This is a genomic window from Promicromonospora sp. NPDC110617, assembly GCF_055598465.1.
In genome coordinates this window covers 94,674-120,106 of the sequence record NZ_JBVKBM010000006.1, presented here as the reverse complement: position 1 = coordinate 120,106, position 25,433 = coordinate 94,674, and the positions used below count along the sequence as shown (strand labels likewise).

The 25,433-nt window shown below is 71.0% G+C and carries 22 protein-coding genes; 17 read left to right on the top strand and 5 right to left on the bottom strand.

Features of this window, described 5'->3' with window-relative positions; translation table 11 throughout:
• The 9 genes from ACZ7LE_RS25970 to ACZ7LE_RS25930 all read left to right on the top strand — a co-directional run bounded on the left by ACZ7LE_RS25970 (position 1) and on the right by ACZ7LE_RS25930 (position 11,715).
• Complete coding sequence (locus ACZ7LE_RS25970; protein WP_470406108.1) at positions 1–897, top strand: carbohydrate ABC transporter permease; 897 nt, start codon at positions 1–3, stop codon at positions 895–897.
• 31 nt (positions 898–928) lie between these two features.
• The gene (yicI, locus tag ACZ7LE_RS25965; RefSeq protein ID WP_470406107.1) at positions 929–3,205 is read left to right on the top strand and encodes an alpha-xylosidase; all 2,277 of its coding nucleotides are present in this window, start codon (positions 929–931) and stop codon (positions 3,203–3,205) included.
• Positions 3,202–4,638: a GH1 family beta-glucosidase gene (locus tag ACZ7LE_RS25960; protein WP_470406106.1), complete on the top strand. Its 1,437-nt coding sequence runs from the start codon at positions 3,202–3,204 to the stop codon at positions 4,636–4,638. The genes yicI and ACZ7LE_RS25960 overlap by 4 nt, the downstream gene beginning before the upstream one ends.
• A gap of 145 nt (positions 4,639–4,783) precedes the next feature.
• Positions 4,784–6,214, top strand: coding sequence for a serine hydrolase domain-containing protein (locus ACZ7LE_RS25955; protein ID WP_470406105.1), 1,431 nt, complete (start codon positions 4,784–4,786; stop codon positions 6,212–6,214).
• A 415-nt stretch (positions 6,215–6,629) separates the two neighbouring features.
• Positions 6,630–6,872: a glutaredoxin-like protein NrdH gene (gene nrdH, locus ACZ7LE_RS25950; protein WP_020017613.1), complete on the top strand. Its 243-nt coding sequence runs from the start codon at positions 6,630–6,632 to the stop codon at positions 6,870–6,872.
• Positions 6,873–6,907: 35 nt separating this feature from the next.
• Complete coding sequence (gene nrdI / locus ACZ7LE_RS25945; protein ID WP_400549035.1) at positions 6,908–7,342, top strand: class Ib ribonucleoside-diphosphate reductase assembly flavoprotein NrdI; 435 nt, start codon at positions 6,908–6,910, stop codon at positions 7,340–7,342.
• 26 nt (positions 7,343–7,368) lie between these two features.
• Positions 7,369–9,474, top strand: a complete 2,106-nt coding sequence (gene nrdE, locus ACZ7LE_RS25940; protein WP_470406104.1) for a class 1b ribonucleoside-diphosphate reductase subunit alpha — start codon at positions 7,369–7,371, stop codon at positions 9,472–9,474.
• Between the two features lie 54 nt (positions 9,475–9,528).
• A complete protein-coding gene (gene nrdF / locus ACZ7LE_RS25935) occupies positions 9,529–10,509 on the top strand; it encodes a class 1b ribonucleoside-diphosphate reductase subunit beta (RefSeq protein ID WP_285108366.1) in 981 nt (326 codons plus the stop codon).
• Between the two features lie 357 nt (positions 10,510–10,866).
• Positions 10,867–11,715 carry a heparin lyase I family protein gene (locus tag ACZ7LE_RS25930; protein WP_470406103.1) on the top strand — a complete coding sequence of 283 codons (849 nt, stop codon included), beginning with the start codon at positions 10,867–10,869 and terminating at the stop codon, positions 11,713–11,715.
• Between the two features lie 139 nt (positions 11,716–11,854).
• On the opposite strand, the gene ACZ7LE_RS25925 is transcribed toward ACZ7LE_RS25930, so the two are convergent.
• Together ACZ7LE_RS25925 and ACZ7LE_RS25920 are read right to left on the bottom strand one after the other, a co-directional pair.
• The gene (locus ACZ7LE_RS25925) at positions 11,855–12,532 is read right to left on the bottom strand and encodes a response regulator (RefSeq protein ID WP_470406102.1); all 678 of its coding nucleotides are present in this window, start codon (positions 12,530–12,532) and stop codon (positions 11,855–11,857) included.
• Positions 12,529–14,106: a sensor histidine kinase gene (locus ACZ7LE_RS25920; protein WP_470406101.1), complete on the bottom strand. Its 1,578-nt coding sequence runs from the start codon at positions 14,104–14,106 to the stop codon at positions 12,529–12,531. Before ACZ7LE_RS25920 ends, ACZ7LE_RS25925 begins: the two co-directional genes overlap by 4 nt.
• A 141-nt stretch (positions 14,107–14,247) precedes the next feature.
• Between ACZ7LE_RS25920 and ACZ7LE_RS25915 the strand changes: the two genes are divergently transcribed.
• A complete protein-coding gene (locus tag ACZ7LE_RS25915) occupies positions 14,248–15,015 on the top strand; it encodes a phosphatase PAP2 family protein (RefSeq protein WP_470406100.1) in 768 nt (255 codons plus the stop codon).
• On the opposite strand, the gene ACZ7LE_RS25910 is transcribed toward ACZ7LE_RS25915, so the two are convergent.
• Both ACZ7LE_RS25910 and ACZ7LE_RS25905 read right to left on the bottom strand, forming a co-directional pair.
• Positions 14,957–15,481: a phosphoribosyltransferase gene (locus ACZ7LE_RS25910; RefSeq protein ID WP_470406099.1), complete on the bottom strand. Its 525-nt coding sequence runs from the start codon at positions 15,479–15,481 to the stop codon at positions 14,957–14,959. The two genes, ACZ7LE_RS25915 and ACZ7LE_RS25910, sit on opposite strands and share 59 nt — an antisense overlap.
• 126 nt (positions 15,482–15,607) lie before the next feature.
• Positions 15,608–16,585: an FKBP-type peptidyl-prolyl cis-trans isomerase gene (locus tag ACZ7LE_RS25905; RefSeq protein WP_470406098.1), complete on the bottom strand. Its 978-nt coding sequence runs from the start codon at positions 16,583–16,585 to the stop codon at positions 15,608–15,610.
• Between the two features lie 152 nt (positions 16,586–16,737).
• Between ACZ7LE_RS25905 and ACZ7LE_RS25900 the strand changes: the two genes are divergently transcribed.
• The 3 genes from ACZ7LE_RS25900 to ACZ7LE_RS25890 all read left to right on the top strand — a co-directional run bounded on the left by ACZ7LE_RS25900 (position 16,738) and on the right by ACZ7LE_RS25890 (position 18,799).
• Positions 16,738–17,037 carry a hypothetical protein gene (locus ACZ7LE_RS25900; RefSeq protein ID WP_470406097.1) on the top strand — a complete coding sequence of 100 codons (300 nt, stop codon included), beginning with the start codon at positions 16,738–16,740 and terminating at the stop codon, positions 17,035–17,037.
• Positions 17,038–17,147: 110 nt separating this feature from the next.
• Positions 17,148–17,921, top strand: coding sequence for an alpha/beta hydrolase (locus tag ACZ7LE_RS25895; protein WP_470406096.1), 774 nt, complete (start codon positions 17,148–17,150; stop codon positions 17,919–17,921).
• Positions 17,922–17,971: 50 nt separating this feature from the next.
• Complete coding sequence (locus tag ACZ7LE_RS25890; protein ID WP_470406095.1) at positions 17,972–18,799, top strand: alpha/beta fold hydrolase; 828 nt, start codon at positions 17,972–17,974, stop codon at positions 18,797–18,799.
• Between the two features lie 89 nt (positions 18,800–18,888).
• Here the strand turns inward: ACZ7LE_RS25890 and ACZ7LE_RS25885 are convergent, their stop codons facing one another.
• Entirely contained in the window at positions 18,889–20,445 is a 1,557-nt protein-coding gene (locus tag ACZ7LE_RS25885) for a DivIVA domain-containing protein (RefSeq protein WP_470406094.1), read from the bottom strand.
• Between the two features lie 476 nt (positions 20,446–20,921).
• On the opposite strand from ACZ7LE_RS25885, the gene ACZ7LE_RS25880 reads away from it, so the two are divergent.
• The 4 genes from ACZ7LE_RS25880 to ACZ7LE_RS25865 all read left to right on the top strand — a co-directional run bounded on the left by ACZ7LE_RS25880 (position 20,922) and on the right by ACZ7LE_RS25865 (position 25,322).
• Positions 20,922–22,220 carry a hypothetical protein gene (locus ACZ7LE_RS25880; protein ID WP_470406093.1) on the top strand — a complete coding sequence of 433 codons (1,299 nt, stop codon included), beginning with the start codon at positions 20,922–20,924 and terminating at the stop codon, positions 22,218–22,220.
• Positions 22,217–23,224, top strand: coding sequence for a DUF8094 domain-containing protein (locus ACZ7LE_RS25875; protein WP_285108383.1), 1,008 nt, complete (start codon positions 22,217–22,219; stop codon positions 23,222–23,224). The genes ACZ7LE_RS25880 and ACZ7LE_RS25875 overlap by 4 nt, the downstream gene beginning before the upstream one ends.
• A 43-nt stretch (positions 23,225–23,267) precedes the next feature.
• Complete coding sequence (locus tag ACZ7LE_RS25870; RefSeq protein ID WP_470406092.1) at positions 23,268–24,296, top strand: DUF8094 domain-containing protein; 1,029 nt, start codon at positions 23,268–23,270, stop codon at positions 24,294–24,296.
• 63 nt (positions 24,297–24,359) lie between these two features.
• The gene (locus ACZ7LE_RS25865) at positions 24,360–25,322 is read left to right on the top strand and encodes a tetratricopeptide repeat protein (RefSeq protein ID WP_470406091.1); all 963 of its coding nucleotides are present in this window, start codon (positions 24,360–24,362) and stop codon (positions 25,320–25,322) included.
• Positions 25,323–25,433 lie beyond the last annotated feature (111 nt).

Here is a 25,433-nt window from a genome sequence, read left to right as displayed (position 1 = left end):
ATGGCCGTCGCCACAGACCTGCGACCCGCCGCCCGATCGGCCCGGGCGCGGGCCGCCGCGATCGACTCGCGCTACCGCCGCGGGGCGGGCCGCTGGCTCGTGCTGGCCGCCGCCGTCCTGGTGGGCCTCGCGGTGCTCGCGCCGTTCGGGATCATGCTGCTCAACGCGTTCAAGTCGCCGCAGGACTACGCGGCCAACGGGCCGCTGTCCCTGCCGTCCGGCCTGTACCTCGACGGTGTGGTGGCCTTCTGGGAGCGCACCGACTTCCCGGTCAAGCTGTGGAACTCGGTGTTCATCTCGGCCGTCGTGGCAGTACTGGGCGCGCTCCTGTCGCTGCTGAACGCGTACGCGATCGGCATCGGCCGCGTGAAGGGGCGGCTGTGGATCGTCGCCCTGTTCCTGCTGGCGAACATGCTGCCGCAGGAGGCGCTGATCTACCCGCTGTTCACCATGGCGCAGTCGGTGGGCCTGTCGAACTCGCAGTGGTCGGTGATCATCATCTTCACCGTCATCCAGTCGGCGTTCGGCACGTACCTGCTGTCGTCCGTGCTCGGCACGTTCCCGCCCGCGCTGCTGGAGGCGGCTGCCCTGGACGGCGCGAGCCGCTGGCGCATCCTCTGGCAGGTCGTGTTCCCGATCGTGCGGCCCACGCTCTCGGTGCTGATGATCTTCTTCTTCATCTGGACCTGGAACGAGTTCTTCATCCCGCTGGTCATGCTGACCAGCAACGACACCCAGACCATCCCCATCGCCCTGGCCTCCCTGCAGGGCGACCGGATGATGGACGCGCCCACGATCAACGCGGGCTCGCTCGTGTCGCTGGTGCCAGCCGTCATCTTCTTCCTGATCTTCCAGCGCACCCTGACCCGGGGCGTGACCGCCGGGGCGGTCAAGTGACCGCGTCCCCCACCGCCGAGAGGTACCAGCCATGAGATTCACCGACGGCTACTGGCAGCTGCGTCCCGGCGTGGACGTGCTCCGCCCCCGCGACATCGACTCGGTCGAGGCCGGCGACGAGACCCTGACCGTGTACGCCCCGACCGCGGCGATCACCAAGCGTGGCGACACCCTGAACCGCCCCGTCGTGACCGTCACGTTCGACGCCCCGGCGGACGACGTCATCGGCGTGCGCATCGAGCACCACCAGGGTCGCCGCGACCCCGGCCCGCACTTCGCGGTCAACCGGGAGCCGGGGGTGGTCAAGGTGGTGGCGCCCGCCGCTCCGGGTGAGGGTCCCGCCGAGCTGACGTCGGGCGGTCTCACGGCCCGTGTCTCGACCGACGGCGAGTGGCAGGTCGACTTCGTGGCCGGCGGCACGGTGCTCACCACCTCCTCGGCGCGCAGCGTCGGGCTGGCGAGCACGCCCGAGGGCGACTTCGTGCACGAGCAGCTCGGGCTCTCCGTGGGCGAGCACGTCTACGGGCTGGGCGAGCGGTTCGGCGCGTTCGTCAAGAACGGCCAGAGCGTCGACGTCTGGAACGAGGACGGCGGCACCGCGAGCGAGCAGGCGTACAAGAACGTCCCGTTCTACCTGACCGACCGGGGCTACGGCGTGTTCGTGGCCCACCCCGAGAAGGTCTCGTTCGAGGTCGGCTCCGAGGTGGTCAGCCGCACCCAGTTCTCCGTGCCGGGGCAGTCGCTGCAGTACTACGTGATCCACGGGCCGACGCCGGCGGAGATCCTGCGCCGGTACACGGCGCTGACGGGGCGGCCCGCCGTCGTCCCCGCCTGGTCGTACGGCCTGTGGCTGTCCACGTCGTTCACCACGGACTACTCCGAGTCCACGGTCATGAGCTTCGTCGACGGCATGGCCGAGCGGGACATCCCGCTGTCGGTGTTCCACTTCGACTGCTTCTGGATGCGGCAGTTCCACTGGTGTGACTTCGTGTGGGACCCGGCCACGTTCCCGGACCCCGAGGGCATGCTCGCGCGACTGCACGAGCGCGGCCTGAAGGTCTGCGTCTGGATCAACCCGTACATCGCCCAGCGCTCCCACCTGTTCCAGGAGGGCGCGGAGAAGGGCTACCTGGTGACCACGGCCGACGGCGACGTCTGGCAGTGGGACAAGTGGCAGGCCGGCATGGCGCTGGTCGACTTCACCAACCCCGAGGCCGCCGCCTGGTACCAGGACAAGCTGCGCGTGCTGCTGGACCAGGGCGTGGACTGCTTCAAGACGGACTTCGGGGAGCGCATCCCGACCGACGTCGTCTGGCACGACGGGTCCGACCCGCAGCGCATGCACAACTTCTACGCCTCCCTGTACAACAAGACGGTCTTCGACCTGCTCGAGGAGGAGCGCGGCACGGGCGAGGCCGTGCTGTTCGCCCGCTCCGCCACGGCGGGCACCCAGGCCTTCCCGGTGCACTGGGGCGGCGACTGCGAGTCCACGTTCGTGTCCATGGCCGAGTCGCTGCGCGGCGGCCTGTCGCTGTCGCTGTCCGGGTTCGGCTACTGGAGCCACGACATCGGCGGCTTCGAGGGCACGCCCGACCCGGCCGTCTTCAAGCGGTGGACGGCGTTCGGCCTGCTGTCCTCGCACTCCCGCCTGCACGGGTCGAGCTCGTACCGCGTGCCGTGGGCGTTCGACGACGAGGCCGTCGACGTGACGCGCAAGTTCACCCGGCTGAAGATGCGGCTCATGCCGTACCTCGGCAGGGCCGGCGCCGACGCCGCCGGAGCGGGGCTCCCCGTGATGCGGCCGATGGTGCTGGAGTTCCCGTCCGACCGGAGCGCCGCCCCCGTGGACACGCAGTACATGCTGGGGCCGTCGTTGCTGGTCGCGCCCGTGTTCGGCGAGTCCCGCGCGGACTACTACCTGCCTGAGGGGGAGTGGACGCGCCTGCCGGAGGTGGCGGCGTCCGACCTGGCCCCGACCGTCTCCGGGTCCCGCTGGGTCACGGAGGAGCACGGGTTCGACACCCTGCCCGTGCTGGTGCGGCCCGGCACCGTGCTGCCCGTCGGCGCGCGCGACGACCGGCCTGACTACGCGTGGGCCGAGGGCGTGACGTTACGCTGCACCCGTCTGCCCGAAGGGTTCGACGAAGAGATCCTGGTCCCCGGTGGCACCGGCGCCCCGGCGACGTTCCGTGTGCGGTACGAGTCCGGCGTCGTGCACGTGACCAGTGCTGACGCTCCTGGCGAATGGAGCGTCGAGAACGAAGGCAAGACCGTTCGGGCCACCGGCCCGGGAGAGGTGGCACTGTGAGTGCACGGAAGTTCCCCACGGATTTCCTCTGGGGATCGGCGACCGCGTCGTACCAGATCGAAGGAGGCGCGACCGAGGGCGGGCGTGGCCCGTCCATCTGGGACACGTTCTCGCACACGCCGGGCCGGACATTGAACGGTGACACGGGTGACGTCGCCGACGACCACTTCCACCGCTGGCAGGAGGACGTCGAGCACATCAAGAACCTGGGCCTGGGCGCCTACCGGTTCTCGATCGCGTGGCCGCGGGTGCAGCCGGGGGGCTCCGGCGAGTTCAACGCCGAGGGGATCCGGTTCTACTCGGACCTCGTGGACGGCCTGATCGCCGCGGGCGTCAAGCCCGTCGTCACGCTCTACCACTGGGACCTGCCGCAGGAGCTGGAGGACGCCGGCGGCTGGACCAACCGCGAGACCGCCTACGCGTTCGCGCGGTACGCCCGCAAGATGGCCGAGGAGCTCGGCGACCGCATCGACGTCTGGACCACGCTCAACGAGCCGTGGTGCACGGCCTACCTGGGCTACGGCTCCGGCGTGCACGCCCCGGGCCGCACCGAGTCCCTGGCCGCGCTGCAGGCGGTGCATCACCTCAACCTGGCGCACGGCCTCGCCGTCCAGCAGATCCGCGAGGTGCTCGGTGACACCGCCAAGACGTCGATCACGCTGAACCTGCACGTGTTCCGGCCGGACGACCCGGCGTCCGCGGTGGACCAGGGCGCCGTCCGCAAGGTGGACGCGCTGGCCAACCGGGCCTTCCTCGGGCCGGTCCTGGAGGGCGCCTACCCCGCGGACCTGCTGGAGAACACCGCCTCGGTGACCGACTGGTCGTTCGTGCAGGACGGCGACCTGGAGGTCATCGCGCAGCCGCTCGACGTCCTGGGCGTCAACTACTACTCGACGGCGCGCGTGCGGCACTTCTCCGGCGAGGGGGAGCGGCAGCAGGCCGACGGACACAAGGACTCCGCGGGCACGCCGTGGATCGCGGCCGACGACGTCGAGTTCCTGCCGCAGCCCGGCCCGTACACCGCCATGGGCTGGAACATCGAGCCGGCCGGCCTCACGGACCTGCTGGTCTCGCTGCGCGACAGCTACCCCGACCAGCCGCTCATGGTCACCGAGAACGGCGCCGCCTTCGCGGACACCGTCGTGGTCGAGGACGGCGTGGCGCGCGTGCACGACGTCGAGCGCGTCTCGTACCTGCACGACCACGTCGAGGCCCTGGGCCTCGCCCGGGACCAGGGCGTGGACGTGCGCGGGTACTTCGCGTGGTCGCTGCTCGACAACTTCGAGTGGGCCTACGGGTACGACCGCCGCTTCGGCATCATCCGCGTCGACTACGAGACGCTGGAGCGCACGTGGAAGGACTCGGCGCACTGGTACCGCCGCCTGGCCACGACCAACACGCTCCCCGGTACGGACGAGGTGACCCCGGCCTGACGTCCTGCCGGCGCCGCCGCGCCGGGGCTGGTGAACGTAGGGATCGTCGTCGCATGCGCCCTCATGCGACGACGATCCCTACGTTCGTCTCCGACGAGCACGGGCGCCGCCGATGGCGGAGGCGGCGACGGTATACCTTCTGCGCATGAACGAGCTCGGTGACGTCCTGGCCGGCCTGCTGGAGCGGACGCGCGCGGCCCGTCGCGTGCCCGCCCTCTCCGCGGCCGTGGGCCGCGGCGGCGAGGTGGTGTGGGCGCAGGTGGCAGCGGCCCCGTGGGCCGGCGGTTCCGGGGCGGACGGCGCGACGGCGGGCGGCCCGACGACGGAGCACGCCTTCCGCATCGGGTCCGTCACCAAGCCGATGGTCGCGGTGGCCGTGCTCCGCCTGGTGGCCGACGGCGCCGTGGCGCTCGGGGACCCGATCGGGCGGCACCTGCCGGACGCCCCGGCCCCGGACGCCACGATCCGGCACCTGCTGACGCACACGAGCGGCCTGCAGGCCGAGTTCCCGGGCCCGTGGTGGGAGCGGCACGGCGGGCCGACGTGGGAGGAGCTGACCGCCTCCGGCGTCGAGCAGCTCTGGGACCCGGGCGAGCGGTACCACTACAGCAACCCCGGGTTCGCGGTGCTGGGCCGCCTGGTCGAGGTGGTCCGGGGCGGCGCGTGGGACAAGGTGCTCCGCGACGAGCTGTGGGAGCCGCTGGGCATGACCGCCACCGGCCGGGTGCCCGTGGGACCCCACGTCGACGGCTACGCCGTGCACCCGGATGCCGACCTGGTGCACCGCGAGCCGGTCCCCGACTACCGCGCGGCGGGCCCGGCGGGCGAGGTGTGGTCCACGCCGTCGGACCTGGTGCGGTTCGGGATGTGGCTGGTCGGCCGCGAGGCGGACCGGGACGCCGGCGAGGCCGTGCTCCCGCTGGAGCTGCGCCGGCACCTGGCGGTCCCGCGCGTGGTGGTCGACGACGCCGGGCCCGCCGGCGGCCCGTGGGCCACCGCGCACGGCCTGGGGGTGCGGGTGCGCCAGGACGGCGCCGTCCGCACAATCGGGCACGGCGGCTCCGTGCCGGGGTTCACCGCCGATCTGCGGGCGGACGTGACGACGGGCGACGTGGTCGCGGTGTGCGGCTCGTCCACCGGAGGTTTCGGCGACGGCACGGCCCTGCTGGGGGCGTTCCAGGGCGACGGGACGCCGCGGGTGCGGCCGGTGCCCGACGAGCTCCGCACGGCGCGGCAGACGGGTCCGGACGGGCTCGTGCCGGCCGGGCTCGCCGGCACCTGGTACTGGGGGCCGGTCCCGTTCGACGTGCGCGTCGACGCGGCGGGGCGGGTCGACCTGCGGTCCCGGAACAGCGGGGGCCGCGGCACGCTCTTCGACGTCGTGCACGGAGAGCTTCGTGGCGTCGACGGCGGGTACTGGCTGGGCGAGCGGCTCCGGGTGGTCGAGGCGGACGGCGCGCCCGTCGCGCTGGACGTCGGCACCTTCCACTTCACGCGAGCCCCGTACGACCCCGGTACCGCCGTGCCCGGCGGCGTCGACGCGGCCGGCTGGCACCGCCCCGGCCCGACCGCGTAGCTACCCCCGCGGCGAGGTATTCCCGGTCGAGGCTGTCGGTCGTGTGGCGAGCCCGACAAACTCCGTCTCGGTGACACGCCGAAGGGGCGCGACACGCCGTTGACTCAGATTTTTTTCGGGCCCCGAGAGGCCGTCGAGGTGCCCGTTCGGGCGGCCCCGACGGCTCCCCCGACGACGCCCCGGGAACCCGTGCGCGCGGCCTCCCTGGCGGTGTCAGAGGCTCGTGGCAGCATGGTCCATGAGCGTCACGAGCGTTCCCGGCGTAGTGCCTACCACGTCCCGAACCACTACATGTCGTGACCGAGCGAGTGTCAGACCCTAGGTGTAGTGTTTGGTGCAGCGGGAGACGCACACCCGCGAACAAAGCACACCGACGTAAGTTCACGGGTGTTCTTCGAGGTCAGAGGAGGCGGACATGAGCGTCACGGTCTACAGCAAGCCGGCATGCGTCCAGTGCGACGCGACGTACCGGGCACTGGATCGCAAGGGTGTCGAGTACACGGTCGTCGACATCACGCAGGACGCTGAGGCGCTGGAGATGGTCCGCGGCCTCGGTTACCTCCAGGCACCGGTCGTGGTGGCCGGTGACACCCACTGGTCGGGCTTTCGCCCTGACCAGATCAGCGCGGTCGCCGCGCTTCAGGCCGCTTCGGCCTGACCCGCACCACCGCTACGTCGGCAAGGAGGCGTGACGTGGGCTCTCTCGTCTACTTCTCCAGCGTGTCCGAGAACACGCACAGATTCGTCGAGAAGCTCGCTCTCGAAGAGCTGGGGATGTCCGTGCACCGGATCCCGCTCCGCCCGGCCGACGGGTTCCTGCGCGTGGACGAGCCCTACGTCCTCATGGCCCCCACCTACGGTGGCGGCAACGAGGGCGGGGCCGTCCCGCGGCAGGTGAGGAAGTTCCTCAACGACGAACACAACCGGTCGCTCATCCGCGGCGTCATCGCCGCGGGGAACACCAACTTCGGGGCTGCGTACTGCATCACCGGCGACATCATCTCGGCGAAGTGTGATGTCCCGTACCTGTACGCCTTCGAGCTTCTGGGAACGGCGCAGGACGTCACGCGCGTCCGCAACGGATTGGGACGATTTTGGCAGCAACAACCACTGAGCCTCTCAGCCTGACTGAGATCCCCCTGGAGTCTCTCCAGATGGATTATCACGCGCTCAACGCCATGCTGAACCTGTACGGACCGGACGGAAAGATCCAGTTCGAGAAGGACCGCGAGGCGGCCCGCCAGTACTTCCTGCAGCACGTGAACCCGAACACCGTCGAGTTCGACACCCTCGAGGCGAAGCTCGAGCACCTCGTCGAGGCCAAGTACTACGACCCGACCGTGCTGGCCAAGTACTCGGGCTCGTTCGTCAAGGAGCTGTTCCAGCTCGCGTACTCCAAGAAGTTCCGTTTCGAGACGTTCCTGGGCGCGTTCAAGTACTACACCTCGTACACGCTGAAGACGTTCGACGGCAAGAAGTACCTGGAGCGCTTCGAGGACCGCGTCGCCATGGTCGCGCTCGGCCTCGCCGACGGCCACGAGCAGACGGCACGCGACATCGTCGAGGAGGTCATCTCCGGGCGGTTCCAGCCCGCGACGCCGACCTTCCTCAACGTCGGCAAGGCGCAGCGCGGCGAGCCCGTGTCCTGCTTCCTGCTGCGCATCGAGGACAACATGGAGTCGATCGCGCGCGGCATCAACTCCGCGCTGCAGCTCTCCAAGCGCGGCGGTGGCGTGGCCCTGCTCCTGAGCAACATCCGCGAGCACGGCGCACCGATCAAGCACATCGAGAACCAGTCCTCGGGCGTCATCCCCGTGATGAAGCTCCTGGAGGACTCCTTCTCCTACGCGAACCAGCTCGGCGCGCGTCAGGGCGCCGGTGCCGTGTACCTGCACGCGCACCACCCCGACATCATGCGGTTCCTCGACACCAAGCGGGAGAACGCGGACGAGAAGATCCGCATCAAGACCCTCTCGCTCGGCGTGGTCATCCCGGACATCACGTTCGAGCTGGCCAAGAAGAACGCCGACATGCACCTGTTCAGCCCGTACGACGTCGAGCGGGTCTACGGCAAGCCGTTCGCCGACATCTCCATCTCGGAGAAGTACGACGAGCTCGTCGCCGACGACCGCATCCGCAAGACCACGATCAGCGCGCGCGACTTCTTCCAGACGCTCGCGGAGCTGCAGTTCGAGTCCGGGTACCCGTACATCATGTTCGAGGACACGGTGAACAAGGCGAACCCGATCAAGGGCCGCATCACCCACTCGAACCTGTGCTCCGAGATCCTGCAGGTCTCCACCCCGTCGACGTTCAACGAGGACCTCTCGTACGACGAGGTCGGCCGCGACATCTCCTGCAACCTGGGCTCGCTGAACATCGCCAAGGCGATGGACTCGCCGAACTTCGGCCGCACCATCGACACCGCGATCCGCGCGCTGACCGCGGTCAGCGACCAGACCTCGATCGAGTCCGTCCCGTCGATCAAGCTGGCCAACGAGCGTGGCCACGCGATCGGCCTGGGCCAGATGAACCTGCACGGCTACCTCGCCCGGGAGCGCATCTACTACGGCTCCGAGGAGGGCATCGACTTCACGAACATCTACTTCTACACCGTGGCCTACCACGCGATCGCGGCGTCCAACCGCCTGTCGATCGAGCGGAAGCAGAAGTTCGGCGGGTTCGAGGACTCCAAGTACGCCACGGGCGAGTACTTCGACAAGTACGTCGAGCAGGAGTGGAAGCCGGCCACGGAGCGGGTCACGCGCCTGTTCGCCGACGCCGGCGTGTCGATCCCGACGCAGGACGACTGGCGCGCGCTCAAGGCCTCGGTCATGGAGCACGGCCTGTACAACCAGAACCTGCAGGCCGTGCCGCCCACGGGGTCGATCAGCTACATCAACAACTCGACGTCGTCGATCCACCCGGTCCCGGCCAAGATCGAGATCCGCAAGGAAGGCAAGCTCGGCCGCGTCTACTACCCGGCGCCGTACATGACGAACGACAACCTGGACTACTACCAGGACGCGTACGAGATCGGCTACGAGAAGATCATCGACACGTACGCCGCGGCGACGCAGCACGTGGACCAGGGCCTCTCGCTGACCCTGTTCTTCCCGGACACGGTGACCACGCGCGACGTCAACAAGGCGCAGATCTACGCGTGGCGCAAGGGCATCAAGACCCTCTACTACATCCGCCTGCGACAGCTCGCCCTGGAGGGTACTGAGGTGGACAACTGCGTCTCCTGCATGCTGTGACGCACGCTCTTCCCCACCAGACCAGCCCCGACCGCAGCCACTGAAGGAACTTCCATGTCACCCACGGGCAAGCTCAAGCTCATCGATCGCGTGACGGCGATCAACTGGAACCGCCTCGAGGACGAGAAGGACCTCGAGGTCTGGGACCGCCTGGTCGGTAACTTCTGGCTGCCCGAGAAGGTGCCGGTGTCCAACGACATCCAGTCGTGGAACACGCTCTCGGAGCACGAGAAGACCATGACGTCGCGGGTGTTCACCGGCCTGACCCTCCTGGACACGATCCAGGGCACGGTCGGCGCCGTGTCGCTCATCCCGGACGCGCTCACCCCGCACGAGGAGGCGGTGTACACCAACATCGCCTTCATGGAGAGCGTGCACGCGAAGAGCTACTCCTCGATCTTCTCCACGCTGCTGTCGACGCCGGAGATCGACGACGCGTTCGAGTGGTCCGAGAGCAACGAGCACCTGCAGAAGAAGGCGGAGATCGTCCTCGACTACTACCGGGGCGACGACCCGCTGAAGCGCAAGGTCGCCTCGACGATGCTCGAGTCGTTCCTGTTCTACTCCGGCTTCTACGCGCCGATGTACTGGTCCTCGCGGGCGAAGCTCACGAACACGGCCGACCTGATCCGCCTCATCATCCGCGACGAGGCCGTGCACGGGTACTACATCGGCTACAAGTACCAGAAGGGCCTCGCCAAGCTGACGCAGCCCGAGCAGGACGACCTCAAGGCGTACACCTTCGACCTGCTGTTCGAGCTGTACGAGAACGAGGTCGAGTACACCGACTCGCTCTACGGCGAGCTGGGGCTGACCGAGGACGTCAAGAAGTTCCTGCGGTACAACGGCAACAAGGCCCTGATGAACCTGGGCTACGAGGCGCTGTTCCCCAAGGAGGACACCGACGTCAACCCCGCGATCCTCGCGGCGCTGTCGCCGAACGCGGACGAGAACCACGACTTCTTCTCGGGGTCGGGCTCGTCGTACGTGATCGGCAAGGCCGTGGAGACCGAGGACGACGACTGGGACTTCTGACCTCGTGTCGGGAACCCGTCGCCCATAGCGGCTGATCAGAGGCCCGGAACCGCAGAACTCTGCGGTTCCGGGCCTCGTTTGTGTGCAGAGTTTCCCCAGGCAGCCAATTCCCGGCTTCTTTCGTTGAGCTCGGGCCCCGCCACGGTTATGTTGCGGACGAACGAAGCACTTCCCTCCAAGCAAGGGATGACACGGATGCGGATCTCGACCCCAGGTCGGCTCGCTCGAAGAATGACGGCTCTCGCCATGGCGGCAACCCTGACCGCCTCGTTGGGAGTTGCCGCGCTGGCAACCACACAATCAGCAAGCGCGGCAGACAGTGCGGTAGAAGAGGTTCCCAGCTACGCGATGGGCATCGTGGGCAGGCCCTGGACGATCGACAAACCCACTCTGTGCGGTCCGGGGATCGGCGACGGCGGCAACCTCATCGAGAACGGACGCACCTACGACGGCAAGTGTCAGGGGGCGGGCCAGGTACCCACGATCACGGGGACCGCGGAGGCACCAGCGCTGACGTTCCGCACGCAGCACGACTACAGGTACCCGGGCGCCGTCCTTGAGAACGCAGAGATGAACACCTGGGTGGGCGCCGACGGCAAGCGGCTCCGGGACCGCACGGAGCTGGCGACGCCGAGGGGAACTCTGCCGTTCCACACCAACGTGTGGGTCGGGTTCGACATCCGCATCCCCGCGGGCGTCGACAGCGTGACCGGTAGCGGGGCGTACGTGATGCAGCTGTGGCAGTGCAACGCGAACCCGATCGGCGGCATCCGCATCCAGTCCGGCGCGGGCAACGGGCACAACCTCCAGTTCGTGCGCCGGGGCGACGACCCGACCGTGAGCGAGGACTACTACAACCCGGCGATGGCGACGACGGACATCGGCACCGACGAGTGGCACTCCTTCGTCATCAAGTACAACGTGGAGGCCTACAGCGCCGGCGGGCCCAAGGGGCTCATCGAGGTCTGGCACCGGAAGGTGGGAGCGACCACCACCGAGACGAAGATCCTCGAGCGGGAGGACTACTACGGTTACCGACCGAACACCACGTGCGACGACGGCGCGGACGACTACTACGACGACTCCTTCCGGATCAAGTACGGGATGTACAAGGACTACCAGCCGGGCGCGACGTTCCGGTCCGACTTCCGGAACGTGCGGATCGGCGCCAGCAAGGCAGAGGTCCAGCCCTACTACCGCGACTGACCGTCGCACCCTTCCCGCGCGAGCGGACCTGAAGTGACAGAACGGCCCGGGACGGCAGCATGCTGCGGTTCCGGGCCGTTCGCGCGGGCGCCCTCCGCGATACGGCTCCGGCCGGCACGTCTGCCGGTGCTCCGTCCCGCTATGGCGACCCGGCGTCGGCGTTGGCCGCGATGAGCGCCGCCTCGACGCGGTTGCGGGCACCCGTGGTGCGCAGGATCGACGTGACGTGCACCTTGACGGTGCCCTCGGCGAGGTGCAGTCGCGCCGCGATCTCCGGGTTCGCCAAGCCCTCGCCCAGCAGGGCCAGCACCTCCTGTTCTCGCTGGGTGAGGCGTTCGAACCGCCTCCTCGCCTCCTGCTGAGCGATGAAGCGCGTGCCCACCCCTGTCTGCAGCAGCCGCCGCGACACCGCGGGCGAGAAGAACGCGCCGCCCGACGCCGCGGCCCGCACCGCGAGCAGCAGCTCGCGAGGGTCGCCCGACTTCAGCACGAACCCGTCGGCGCCCAACCGGACGGCCTCCGCGATGTACTCGTCCTCGCCGAACGTCGTGACCATGAGGCACGGCAGGGCCCCGGCGGTACGCCGGAGCTCCGCCAAGGTCTCCAGGCCGCTCATCGTGCCCATGCGCACGTCGAGGAGCACGACGTCAGGCCGGAGGGTACGCACCGCGGCCAATGCCTCCTCGCCCGAGGAGCCCTGCGCGACGACTCGGATCCCATCGTCGGTCTCGAGGATTCCGGCCAGCCCTGCGCGCACGAGCGGCTCGTCGTCCGCGAGCACGACACGGAGCGGGGCGGCAACGTCCGGGCCGCTCACGACGCGCCGCCGACCACGAGGTCCGTCGATCTCACGCGGTCGCCCGACCAGCAGATCCGGTAGGCGTCCCCGGAGGCGTCCGCGAGCGGGTCGGCCGTGACCGCGTAGTGGTCGCACGCCGGGTCGGCCCGGCGGGGTGGTTCGAGCGTGGCCCGGGGCAGCAGGGGGTCGACGTCGGACCGGGTGTCGCCCACCGCGATGCGGACGAAGTCGGTCGGGTCGAGCAGCGCGCGCCTGGCCGCGAGATGGTCCGCGAGCTGGATCGCACCCGCGACCACGACCAGGGCGGCGGCCGGCACGAGCACCGCGGCCAGCAGCAGCGCCCCGCCACGGCGTCGGGCACGAGTCAGCCCGTCGGTGACCGTATGCGCGCGCAGCAACGACGGTGTCGCGCCCGCGGAGCGAGCGGCCACATCCGTGTCCTCGTGGCGACGGATGGGGCGATCGGCCGCCGGGTGCAGCTCCGCGCGCAGCACGTAGTCGAGCTCGGTCGGCCCGGCCTCGATCGATCCGCCCGCAGCACGGATCTGCCGCCCGAGCGACCGCACCCCGGTGCCCCCACCGGCGTGCGCCTGCTCGCCGGTGCCCTGATCTGCGGTCGAGGCAGGCAACGGGTTGCGCACCTCCACCACGAGGCGTTCGGCGACCTCGTTCAGCTCCACACGGACCGGCTGACCCGGCGCGTGCTTGAGCGCGTTCGTCAGACCTTCCTGGACCACCCGGACGGCGACAGGGCCGAAGGCGGCGAGGCGTTCGGGCGCGGGCGACCCGCTGAGCTCGACGTCCGCCCCGGCACGGCGGGCTTCCTCGACGAGTGCGTCCGGGCTGACCGCGTCCGCGGTGGTTCCGCTGGCGGCAGGCGGGCCGTCGGGCAGGCCCGTGCGCAGCGTCTGGACGGACGCGCCGAGGCGGGCCACCGCGTCCGAGACCTGTCGTCGTGCCAGCGCGACGGACTCACTTGCCGACGCGTCTGCCGATCGGCGACGCTCGGACTCCGAGCCGACGACGGCGTCGGTGCCGGCCTCGGGCTCGGTGTCCCGACCGCGCTCCAGCTCGAGCTCCAACCGGCCCAGGTTGAGGGCGACGAGGCTGAGGGCGTGCCCCAGGTCGTCGTGGAGGCCCTCGGCGAGGTGCAGCCGCTGCCGCGCCAGATCCGTCTCGGCGCGCAGCCGCCGCGCATCCTGCTCCCGGACGAGCGCCGTCGCGGCGTCGGCCTCGGCCGCGCGCCGGGCATGCCAGGCCATGGCCACCGACCAGGGCAGCACACCGGTGACGACACCGCGGGCCGCGGTGACGAGCGCGTCACGCAGGTCGGCCCAGCCCGCCAGGACGGCGACGGCTCCGGCCGCCGCGGCCAGGGCCATGGCCAGCGCACCCCGGCGTGCCCTGTGGTCGGCCAGGCCGAGAGGTGCGGCGACCGCCGCGAGCGGGATCATCCACCAGGGATCGACGCCCGCGAGCACCAGCAGCACCGCGAACAGGGCCGCGAGGAGCCGCTCGCCGGTCGGGCGCTCGGTGGCGGTGTCAGTCTTGATCTCGGTGTCGGTGGACGCGGAGGCGGACGGCTGGGTCACCGGACCATCGTCGTCGACGCGCCGGGCTCGCGCTTCCAGCCTGGGTATGAACTTCGGGCGGGCGACGTAGGACCAGGGTCATAGACAACTCCTGACCCACGTCAGATCCGCACGGTCTCGGCGGTTCCTAGCGTTCTCGGCATGACCACCACACGCCACGCACCGGCAGCGCATCGTCCCGTCGGACGGGTCGCCGGCCCGGTGCCTCACGCCGTCGTTCCCGCGGCCCTCAGCGCCCTGTTCGTACTTTCCGCCGTCGCGCTCCTGGCCTGGCCCGGTCGCGGCCACCTCTTCGAGGGCATCGCCGGCGGAACCGCCGCGTCACCCCTGGCCGGCCTCGCGGGTCTCGTCGCGGACCGGGGACTGCTGGCGCTCGTCGCGATCACGGCTGGCCTCGTGCTCCGCACCTGGTTCCGGGACCGCCCCCGGTTCTGGCTGCTCGCCGCCGCCGGGGTGGGGGTCGTCGCGGCGTACGTCACGAGCGAGGTGGTGAAGCTGCTGGTCACCGAGGAGCGGCCGTGCCGGGCGGTCGACGTCGCCACCGTGCTCGCGTGCCCCGCCCCGGGGGACTGGTCCTGGCCGAGCAACCACTCGACCCTCGCGGGTGCTCTGGCGGTGGCCTGCCTCCTGGTCGTGCCCCGGCTCTGGCCGCTCGTCGTGCCGCTGGCGCTGGCCGTGGCGGGCGCCCGCGTCGCCGCGGGCGTCCACTACGTGCACGACGTCGCCTCCGGGCTGGCCCTCGGCGTGCTGGTCACGTGCCTCGTGGGCCTGACCGTGCACGCCGGGATCCAGCGGTTCGCAGGGTCACCCCGGCGCACCACGGCTCAGCGGCCCACCGGTGCCGAGCACCTCACGCGTCGATCGACCTCGCGCCCGTCACCGGCGGCTCGGCCGACCAGGGGAAGGTGATCCACAGGTCGGTGTCCTTCCACGAGTAGTCCGGCTGGATGATCGTGCGCGGCTTCGTGAAGAGGACGGCCGACCGGGCCTCCGCGCCCTTCTTCTCCAGCATGTCCATGACCAGCGCGAGCGTGCGGCCGGAGTCGGCGACGTCGTCGACCACGAGGACCTTGGCGCCCGGGAGCTCGGAGGTGTCCATGAGGGGCGGCAGCACCCGCGGGTCGTCGAGCGTCTGGCCGATGTCCGTGTAGAACTCGACGTTCAGGGTGCCGACACCCTTGGTGCCGAGCGCGTAGGCCATGGCGCCGCCAGGCACCAGACCGCCCCGGGCGACGGCGATCACGACCTCGGGCACGAACCCGCTGTCCACCACCTTGTGGGCCAGGTCGCGCACCGCGACAGGGAAGGTCTCCCACGTGAGAACTTCGCGTTCCACGGGAGCCGGCTCGGTGGCCGGCAGGTCGGTCGAGGTCATGGGAAGACCCTACGAGACGTGGCGGGCACCCGGCTCGGGTACCCGCCACGTCTGTGCCGTGATCAGCGGTGATGCGCACGGTACGTGCGCGAGATCTCAGGCCGGCCCGCGAGCGGGCCGGTCGGGTCAGGCCGCCTTGGCCTCGAGGATGTCGACCACGAACACCAGCGTCGAGTTCGCCGGGATCGCGCCGTTCTCCTGCTCGCCGTAGCCCTGGTCCGCCGGGACGACGAGGAGCACCTGGCTGCCGACCTTCTGGCCGGCGATGCCGTTGGTCCAGCCGGGGATCACACCGCTCAGCGGGAACGACGTCGGCGTGCCACGGCTCCACGAGGAGTCGAAGGACGTGCCGTCGAGCAGGCAGCCCGCGTACTGCACGGTGACCGTCTGGTCCTTCGTGACCTCGGCGCCGTCACCCTCGACGAGAGGCTGGACCACCAGCTCGGTGGGCGCCTCGTAGTCGGCAGGGATCGTCACGGTCGGCTGGCCGTTCTCCGCGAGCTCGACGGTGGGCAGGCCCTCCTTGGGGGCCACCTCGGCGCCCTCGGCACGCGTCGGGATCTCCTTGGACTCGGTCACCTCGACCATCGTCACCTGGATGGTCTGGTCCATCGCGGTGCTCGCCATGAGGAGGCGGGTGCCGACCTTCTGGCCGATCAGGCGGTCGTTCAGCAGGTCGTACTGCGGGTCGCCCAGCGTGAACGACTCCGGCTTCTTGGTCTCCCAGGTCGAGCCGCTGGTGGAACCGTCCTTGCCCGCGATGACCACGTAGTTGATGGTCACCTGGGCGCCCTCGACGAGCTCCGCGCCGGTGCCCTCGTCCACGACGCGGGACGTCGGGGTCGTGACCTTGAGCGGCGCCTTGAACGTCACCTTCGGTTCCTTGCCGACCGGGCCCGAGACCTCGATCGCGTCGACCGCCTTGACGTCCTCCTCGGCCGGGCTGGGCATGGGCGACGGCTCCGCGGCGGGCGTCACCTCGCAGACGTTTCCGTCGGAGGCGGCGGCGTTGTCGCTCCCGGAGTCGTCGGCGCTCGCGCAGCCGGTGAGCGCGATGGATGCCAGCGCGACGGCTGCCAGGGCGGCAGTGGTGCGGTGCTTCACGAGTAGTCCTTCGGTAGGTGTGCGCCTTGCTGGGGACCGCCACACTCTAGCGGGCGGAGATGAGTGCGGCTCCCAGGCATTGTGGTGCGCGATGCGGGCTGTTCCCGAACAGCCTTGAGCCATCCGCTCCGCCCTGCGGAAGAATAGATGGCATGCCGTCGAACCGCCGCTCCAGCAAGCGTCCGTATGCCGCGGGCCATGTCCCCCTCGACGTGGACCGGGCCACGGGCGGACGTCGCAGCGAGTCGGCGGCGGACGGCGAGTGGGTGGTGCAGCGGATCCGGTCGTCCGACAAGACCTACGTCTGCCCCGCCTGCCGCCAGGAGGTCACGGCCGGCACGGCGCACGTCGTCGCTTGGAGGACCGACGGGTTCGGCGGGCCCGAGGCCGGGCTGGACGCGCGGCGGCACTGGCACACGAGCTGCTGGCAGCGGCGGGCCAACCTGCGCTGAGGTCAGGAGCTCGGAGCACCCGCTCCCCGTCCGCCGCGGATGGTCAAGGTGCTGCGAGACACACCCGCGCGCCGACGCGTCCTCCCGCGCGCGGGAGGACAATGGTCCCGATGACCACTGAAGCGACGCCGGACGCGGCCTCCGGCCAGACGAACCACCAGATCCGCTCGCTCACCGTCCTGCCCGCGCTGCGGGAGGACGTCGAGCTGCACACCGCCGACGGTCTCACGCTCGTGGGCGAGCTCGCCCTGCCGGCGGACACCGAGCCGGCGGCCACCCTGCTGACGCTCCACCCGCTGCCCACGCACGGCGGATTCATGGACTCCCACGTGTACCGCAAGGCCGCGTGGCGGCTGCCCGCGCTGGCCGACCTGGCGGTGCTGCGGTTCAACACCCGGGGCACCTCCTCCCCGCGTGGCACGAGCGAGGGCACGTTCGACGGCGGCGAGGCGGAGAAGTACGACGTCGCGGCCGCGATCGAGTTCGCCGAGTTCCGCGGGCTGCCCCGGCCGTGGCTGGTGGGCTGGTCGTTCGGCACGGAGCTGGTCCTCAAGCACGGCGCCGACCCGAGCGTCGAGGGTGCCGTCCTGCTCTCGCCGCCGCTGCACCGCGCCACGGACGAGGACCTGGACCGCTGGGCGGCATTCGGCAAGCCGCTCGTCGTCCTGGTGCCGGAGCTCGACGACTACCTGCGGCCCGACGAGGCCCGCCGGCGGTTCGCGCGGGTGCCGCAGGCCGAGGTGATCGGCGTCGACGGCGCGAAGCACCTCTGGGTCGGCGAGCCCGCCGTCGCCCGTGCGCTGAACGAGATCGTCGCCCACGTCCTGCCCGACCACCCGCTCCCGCTGCCGACCCACTGGGACGGGCCGCTGGGCGTCTCCTGAACGACACCACACCAGGCACCAACCACAGCACTCTCCGGAGGAGGACGACGATGACCTCTCGAGCCACCAGGAACCTGGCGACCTTCACGCTGCGCGACGGCGGGGGTGTGCCGCTCGTGCTGCTGCACGGCTTCCCGCTCGACCACCGGATGTGGGTGGCGTGCGCGGAGCACCTCCCGCCGGGCGTCCGGGCCATCGCGGTCGATCTGCCCGGTGCGGGGCACAGCGACCTGGACGGTTTCCCGCCGAGCATCGAGCACATCGCGGACGCGGTCTACCTGACGATGACCGACGCGGGGGAGGGCAACGCCGTCGTCGTCGGGCACTCGATGGGCGGGTACGTCGCGCTCGCGCTCGCCGAGCGGCACCCGGGCTTCGTGGCGGGGCTGGGCCTGGTGAACACGAAGTCGACGGCGGACACCGAGGAGGCGCGCGCCAAGCGGCTGCGGATCGCCGCCGCGGTCGACGCCAGCCAGACCGTGGACGCGGTGCTCGGGATGCCCGCCAACCTGGTCGGCGCCACCAGCACGGAGCACCGCCGGAACCTGTTCCCCGTCCTGGACTCGTGGATCCGCGCCCAGTCGCCGGCGGGCGTCGCATGGTCGCAGCGCGCGATGGCGTCCCGGCCCGACCGGACCTACGTGCTCGATCGCCTGGACGCGCCGGTCGCCGTCGTGGTGGGGGCCGAGGACTCGATCACGCCGCTGACCGAGGCCGAGCACATGGTCCGGGCGGCAGGATCGCCCCTGGGTCCCGCGATGGGCGACGCCGCGCTCACGCTCGTGCCCGGCGCGGGGCACCTGAGCGTCGTCGAGGAGCCCCAGGCGGTCGCCGCGGCCCTCGGGCTGCTGCACACGCACGTGGTCGCGCACCACTGAACGGGCCCGACAGAACAGAACGAGGGGCGTGACCCACCACCCGGTGGGTCACGCCCCTCGTTCCGTCCCGGTCCTGCCGGGGGAGTGGATCAGCTCGACGCGCCGGCCTTCTCGGAGACGGGCGCCTCGGCGTCGTCGCTCTCCGCGGGGGAGGAGGCCGAGTCGGAGGCGGCCTGGCCGGCCTTCGTGCTGGCCTTGGTGCCCTTGACCGACGGGATGACGACGGTCGCGGTGCCGACGGGCACGGGCGTCGGGTTGCTCGGCGGGATCGAGGCCGGCATCGACCCGTCCGCGTCGGGCACCTCGGGCTCGGCCTCGGTGCCGTCGCCGACGACCGCGAAGCGTGCCTGCTGTGCCGGGGTGGCCCCCGCCATGCTCGCGGCCTTGGCCGCCGGGGCGGGCGTCGCGGCAGGAGCGCCCGGGGCCGTCGCCGGGGTCCCGAGCATGCCGCGCAGCTCCTCGAGGTAGGAGTTGATCGAGTCGTGCTGACGCGTGAGGTCCTCGAGCTGGTGCTGTGCGGCGGACCGGCTCGACTCGGCCTCGGCGCGGGCGTCGTCGATGGTCTGCTCCGCGAACTCGCGGGCGTCGGCGACGATCCGGTCCGCGGACTTGCGGGCGTCGGCCACGAGGTCCTTGACGTAGACGTCGGACTCGGAACGGATCTTCTCGGACTGCTCCAGCGCGACGGCGACGCGCTTCTCGGCCTCGGCCGCGTGCTCCTCGGCCGTCTTGACGAGCTTGGCGGTCTCGGCCTTGGCCGTCTCGTGGCGCTCGGCGAGCTCCTTCTCCACGGCCTCCTTGCGGGTGGCGATGTCGAGCTCGGCCTGGGCGAGCGCGGCGCGGGCCTGCTCGCGCAGGTCCTCCATCTCGGTGGTGACGGCGTTGGACGCCTCGGCGGCCTGACGGCGCGCCTCGGAGAGGATCTGCTCGGACTCGGCGCGGGCGCTCGCGAGCATCGCGGACGAGTCGCGCTCGGCGGTCTCGCGCTGCTCCGTGGTCTCGGCGTTCACCTGGGCACGGAGCTTGGCGGTCTCGCGCTCGGTGTTGACGCGCAGCTCCGTGGTCTCCCGCTCGACCGTCGAGCGCAGGGTGCCGAGCTCGCGCTCCAGGCTGGCCCGGCGCTCGCTCTCCTCGGCGTTGATCGCGCTGGCGATCTGCGCGGACTCGCGCTCCGCGGAGCCGACGAGCTCCTCGGCACGGCGCTGCGCGGCCAGCAGGTGACCCTCGGCCTCGGCGGCCATCGTCGTGCGGATCTCCTCGGCCTCGCGGCGAGCGCTGGCGAGCATCTCCGCCACCTCGGACTCGGCGCGGGAGCGCACCTGCCCGCCCGACAGCTTGGCGCGTGCCATGATGTCCGCAGCCTGCTGGTTGGCCTGGTTGATGATGTCCGTCGACTGGTCCTCGGCGGAACGCAGGAGGAGCTCGATGCGGGAACCGAGGCCGGCGTACGACGGCTTCTCGGTCTCGCGCAGGTTGCGCTTGGCATCGTTCAGATCCTGCGTGAGCTGCATGGCACGGCCGTCGGAGGCCTCGACCTGCCGGCGTGCTTCTTCGAGCGCGTGGTTCAGGCGGTCCAGGTGTGCGTGCACCTGGTCGCGGTCGTACCCACGCATGGCAGTCGGGAAGAGCGAGCGCTCGTCGGACACGGTGCAGACCTCCAGTGTCGGAACTTGGTGAGGCGCGGGTCAGGCTCCCCCCTGGGACGCCGGTTATCGGCCCGTCCGGCGCCCAGAATACGTGCCTTCTGCGGATGTGGATACTCCGCAGCGGGATGCAATCTACGCAATGCGTGGAATACTGCCCGCTGGTCCGGGGCCCCTCGACCACCGTGGCGGTTCAGGCAGACCTCGGTGAAGGAAGAGTGAGAGTCCCGGCCGAACCTCACAAGCACACCCGTCATTGGACAGTGCTCTGAGTTGGGTCCCTATGCTGGAACATCCACCTGATCGACGGGCTCGCGCCCTAAATTCGAAGGGAATCGGTGGTGCAACGCTTTTTGGCGATTCTCCTGATCCTGGCCGGCCTCGGCGGGATCGGTTTCGGGATCGCGACGGCAACCGTCCTGCGCGATTCCGACACTGTTGTCGCGACCGCGACCCCCAGCGGTGACGGAACCATGGTCGTGACGGAGCCCGGAGTCCTCGGCCTCGTCGACGACCAGGTGACCGTGCGGGCCACTGTCCCCGAGGGACAGAAGGTCACGCTCGCGCTCGGGTCCGACGTCGACGTGCTCGGCTGGGTCGGCAGCGACCCCTACGACTCGGTCACCGGCCTGTCCTCGTGGGAGACGCTCAGCGTCGCGCCCGGCACCCCCGCCGCCACGGACGACGAGGACGCGGAGGAGACCCCGGCGGAGAAGCCGACCACCGGTCCGGACCCCGCCGGGTCCGACATGTGGATCTCCGAGGTGAGCGGCGAGACCACCGTTCAGCTGCGCTGGACCGAGCAGCCCGGCCGCGTCGTGCTGCTGGCCGCGGGCGTCGGCAAGGGCGCCGAGGCGCCCACGCTCGAGCTCACCTGGCCGCGCCCCGTCAACACGCCGTACCTGTGGCCCGGCGTGCTGGGCGGTGGCTTCGTCCTGATCCTCGGCGTCTTCATGCTCCTCGGCTCCCGGCGCAAGAAGCGCAACGGCAAGGGCGGATCGACGTCCGCGGTCCGCACGCGCCAGTCGTCCTCGGAGCTGCCGCGTCGTGAAGCGGTCTTCGGGGTGGACGGCGCCGAGCCGGAGCAGCACCCCGAGGAGACCCGCGGCGGATTCCCGCCCGCACCGGGCGGAGCGCCCGGCCCGGCGCCCGACGGCGGCACGGCGGTCTTCCCGCCGGCGGCCCCGGAGCGTCCGGGCCGCGCGCGTCCCGAGCCGGGCACGCCGCGACCGGGCACGCCGCGACCGGGCGGACCCGGGCAGGGCCGGCCCGAGCCGGGCACGCCCGAGCCCCACGAGGACCGCACGCAGGCATGGGGGGCGCCCGCCCCCTTCGGCGGTGCCGCCCCGATCGTCCCGGCACCGGAGCCCGAGCCGGCTCCCGCGCCGGTCGCCGCCCCCGCGGCCTCCATCCGCGGCATGCGGCGGAGCCGGCGCAGCCAGGGTCCGGGCGCGCCCGCACCCGCCGCGCCCGCGCAGCCCGCGCCCGCGCAGTTCGGCGGCGCCGTCCCCGAGCACACGCAGCCCGCTCCCGCGCGGCCCGTGGCACCGGCTCCCGCCGAGGCCGCCCCCGCGGCGTCGGGCAAGCCGATGACCCGGCGCGAGATGCGCATGCGCGAGCAGGCGCAGCGCCGGGCCGCGACCGGCGCCATGCCGGCCGTCCCGGCCGCCGAGCCGCAGCCCGAACCCGAACCCGAGCAGGAGACCCCGAGCAGCCGTGCCGCTGCGTGGCGCCAGACCTGGGGCGTCACGGGGAACGACGACGGAGGTAATCGATGAGACGCACCACGACCCGCTCCATGGCCGTGGTGGCGACCCTGCTCGCCACGGGCCTGCTGGCCGGCTGCGCCGAGGAGCTCCCCGTCCCCAAGCCGGAGGCGCCTGTCGCGGCGGCCGTGGTCTCGCAGTCGCAGGAGCGCAAGATCCTGGACAAGGTCTCCGGCGTGGTCGAGGGCGTGACCAAGTCCAGCGACGCCGACTCGCTCGCCGCGCGCCTGTCCGGGCCGGCCCTCGCGATCCGCGAGACCCAGCTCAAGGTCGCCGCCGCCCGCAAGGACAAGGAACCGCTGACGGACCTGGCGATGGAGATGCAGCAGGTGATCCTGCCCTCCGACCAGGAGTGGCCGCGCACCAGCTTCGCCATCACGGTCCAGCCCAAGGACCTCACCACGCCCGTGCTGATGGCCTTCAACCAGTCCAGCGCGCGCGAGCAGTACAAGATGTGGGGCTGGGTCCGCCTGCTGCCGGGCGTCACGATGCCGCAGTTCGCGGAGGCCGACCTCGGCAGCGCCGCGGTCCCGGCGAACGACGAGAGCCTGAAGATGACGCCCCAGTCCGCCGTGGAGCAGTACGCGTCCGTGCTCACGGTGGACAAGGACTCGAAGTACGCCGGCAACTTCGCCGACGACGACCTGCGCCAGTTCTTCCGGGACTACGGCAAGCTGCAGGTCGACGCGATCAACAAGGAGGACTGCAAGGGAGCCTTCGAGGTCGCGTACGAGCCCACCAAGGACCCGGTCAAGTCGGTCCGGACGGCGGACGGCGGCGCCCTCGTGATGGCGGCGATGATCAGCAAGGAGACCATCACCGCCAAGGAGGAGGGCTGCGAGATCGGCCCGCCGACCAAGACGACCCAGGCCCTGTGGGGCGATGCCGACGTGACCAACGTGGTCGAGGTCAACTACAAGGACATGGTGGCGATGTACGTGCCGCCCAAGGACTCGGAGGACCAGGTCAGCCTGGTCGGGTACGAGCATGTGCCGTGGTCGGTCTCGAACGGCTGATCTTTCGCTGACCAGCGCGTCAGCCCTGGTTAGGGTGGCCTCCGTGAACTCACGGAGGCCACCCTTTCCGCGTTCCGGGCTCGTCCCGCCCGCGGCGCTCGCGATCACGTCGTTCCTGCTCGCGGGGTGCACCGCAGAGCTCCCCGTCCCGGTCGCCGACGCCCCGGTCGTGGCCGCGGTCGTCACCGAGACCCAGGAGCGCAAGATCCTGGACCAGGTGACGGGGGTCGTCGACGGCGCGCAGGGCGCCGACGGCGCGGAGGCGCTGGCCGAGCGGCTGACCGGCCCCGCGCTCGAGCTGCGCCGGGCCGAGCTGCGGATCGCCGCGGCCCGTGACGGCGAGGGCCTGAGCGGCATGTCGATCGAGACGCGGCAGCTCATCCTGCCGTCCGACCAGGGCTGGCCGCGCAGCAGCTTCGTCATCACGGAGCAGCCGGTCAAGGGCACGCCGATGCTCGCGGCGTTCGAGCAGCCCGCACCTCGCGACCAGTACAAGATGTGGGGCTTCGTCTACCTGGTACCCGGGGTGACGATGCCGCAGTTCGCGGAGGCCGCGCTGGGCAGCCCGGCCGTGCCGGCCGACGACTCGAGCCTCAAGGTGACGCCGCAGGACGCCGTCACGCAGTACGTGTCGGTCCTGAACGTCGACGAGAAGTCGAAGTACGCCGCGAACTTCGGCGACGCCGCGGACGACAAGCTGCGGACGACCCTGCGCAAGACCGGCGACGGCCAGCTCGCGGAGATCAAGAAGGCGGACAAGGAGGCCAAGGGCACCTTCAAGGTCGCGTACGAGGCGACGAAGGACCCGGTCAAGGCGGTCCGCACGTCCGACGGCGGCGCCGTGGTGCTGGCTGCGCTGCTGAGCCAGGAGACCCTGACGGCGGACAAGGGATGGCAGCTCTCGCCGAGCACGCCGTCGGCCAAGGCGCTGTGGGGCGGCGCCACGGGCACCGAGGTGATGAAGGTCGCCTACCGCGACATGGTCGCGCTGTACGTACCGCCGGCCGACTCGGCGGAGCAGGTGAGCCTGCTGGGCTTCCACCGGGTGCCCTACGCGGTGTCGAACAAGTAGGCACGTGATCGCCGAGAGCGGAGTCGACGGGTATCGATCGCGTGGTTCATTAGGATTGCCCCCATGAGCAGTACCTCCCCTCAGCCCGGCCCCGCCCGGAGCGCGCAGCCCGAGTTCGCGGTGCGCGGCGCCGTCGACCTGTCCGCCCTCAACCGTCCCCAGGCGCCGCCGCCCGGAGAACCCGGTGGCGCACCCGAAGCCAGCGGTTTCGTCGTGGACGTCAGCGAGGCGAACTTCGAGCAGCTGGTCCGCGACTCGGCCACGTACCCGGTGGTGATCCTGCTCTGGATCCCGACGGACCAGGCGAACGCCGAGCTCGGTGCCACGATGGGCCGCCTCGCCCAGGAGTACGGCGGCCGGTTCCTGTTGGGCCGCGTCGACGCGCAGGCCTCGCCGCAGGTCGCCGCCGCGTTCCAGGTCCAGGGCGTGCCGACCGTCGTCGCCGTGCTGCAGGGCCAGCCCCTGCCCCTGTTCCAGGGCGCGGCGGACGAGCAGCAGATCCGCGGCGTGCTCGACCAGGTGCTCGCCGCCGCCGAGCAGAACGGCGTCACGGGCCGGGCCCCGGGCGGCGCCCCCGCGACGGACGAGCCGGCGCCGGAGGTGGAGCCGCCGCTGCCGCCGCTGCACCAGGAGGCGTACGACGCGATCGAGCGCGACGACCTGGAGAGTGCCGCGGCCGCCTACGAGAAGGCGCTGCGACAGGACCCGAAGGACGCGGACGCCACGGCCGGCCTCGCCCAGGTGCACCTCATGCAGCGCACCTACAGCTCCGACCTCGCCGCCGTGCGGCAGGCTGCCGCGGCGGCGCCGTCAGACGTCGACGCCGCGCTCGCCGTGGCGGACATGGACATGCTGGGCGGCAAGGTGGACGACGGGTTCGCGCGCCTGCTCGACCTGCTGCCCGAGGCGGACGCCGACGGCAAGGAGAAGATCCGGGTGCGGCTGCTGGAGCTCTTCGAGGTGGCCGGCACCGCGGACCCGCGGGTGAGCAAGGCCCGCAAGCGCCTGGCGATCAGCCTGTACTGACGGGGCGTGCCGTCGGTCGGACGGTTCCGCGCGTCTCGCTGATCGCCTTTGAGGCCCGGCTTTCTTCGCTTTGAGTCTCTTCAAAGCGAAGAAAGCCGGGCCCCAAAGGGA

Excerpts from the sequence above, each read along its gene's own strand:
- ACZ7LE_RS25970 (WP_470406108.1), top strand. The coding sequence starts at position 1 with ATGGCCGTCGCCACAGACCTGCGACCCGCCGCCCGATCGGCCCGGGCG.
- yicI (WP_470406107.1), top strand. The coding sequence starts at position 929 with ATGAGATTCACCGACGGCTACTGGCAGCTGCGTCCCGGCGTGGACGTG.
- ACZ7LE_RS25955 (WP_470406105.1), top strand. The coding sequence starts at position 4,784 with ATGAACGAGCTCGGTGACGTCCTGGCCGGCCTGCTGGAGCGGACGCGC.
- nrdH (WP_020017613.1), top strand. The coding sequence starts at position 6,630 with ATGAGCGTCACGGTCTACAGCAAGCCGGCATGCGTCCAGTGCGACGCG.
- nrdE (WP_470406104.1), top strand. The coding sequence starts at position 7,369 with ATGGATTATCACGCGCTCAACGCCATGCTGAACCTGTACGGACCGGAC.
- nrdF (WP_285108366.1), top strand. The coding sequence starts at position 9,529 with ATGTCACCCACGGGCAAGCTCAAGCTCATCGATCGCGTGACGGCGATC.
- ACZ7LE_RS25915 (WP_470406100.1), top strand. The coding sequence starts at position 14,248 with ATGACCACCACACGCCACGCACCGGCAGCGCATCGTCCCGTCGGACGG.
- ACZ7LE_RS25910 (WP_470406099.1), bottom strand. The coding sequence starts at position 15,481 with ATGACCTCGACCGACCTGCCGGCCACCGAGCCGGCTCCCGTGGAACGC.
- ACZ7LE_RS25900 (WP_470406097.1), top strand. The coding sequence starts at position 16,738 with ATGCCGTCGAACCGCCGCTCCAGCAAGCGTCCGTATGCCGCGGGCCAT.
- ACZ7LE_RS25895 (WP_470406096.1), top strand. The coding sequence starts at position 17,148 with ATGACCACTGAAGCGACGCCGGACGCGGCCTCCGGCCAGACGAACCAC.
- ACZ7LE_RS25890 (WP_470406095.1), top strand. The coding sequence starts at position 17,972 with ATGACCTCTCGAGCCACCAGGAACCTGGCGACCTTCACGCTGCGCGAC.
- ACZ7LE_RS25875 (WP_285108383.1), top strand. The coding sequence starts at position 22,217 with ATGAGACGCACCACGACCCGCTCCATGGCCGTGGTGGCGACCCTGCTC.
- ACZ7LE_RS25865 (WP_470406091.1), top strand. The coding sequence starts at position 24,360 with ATGAGCAGTACCTCCCCTCAGCCCGGCCCCGCCCGGAGCGCGCAGCCC.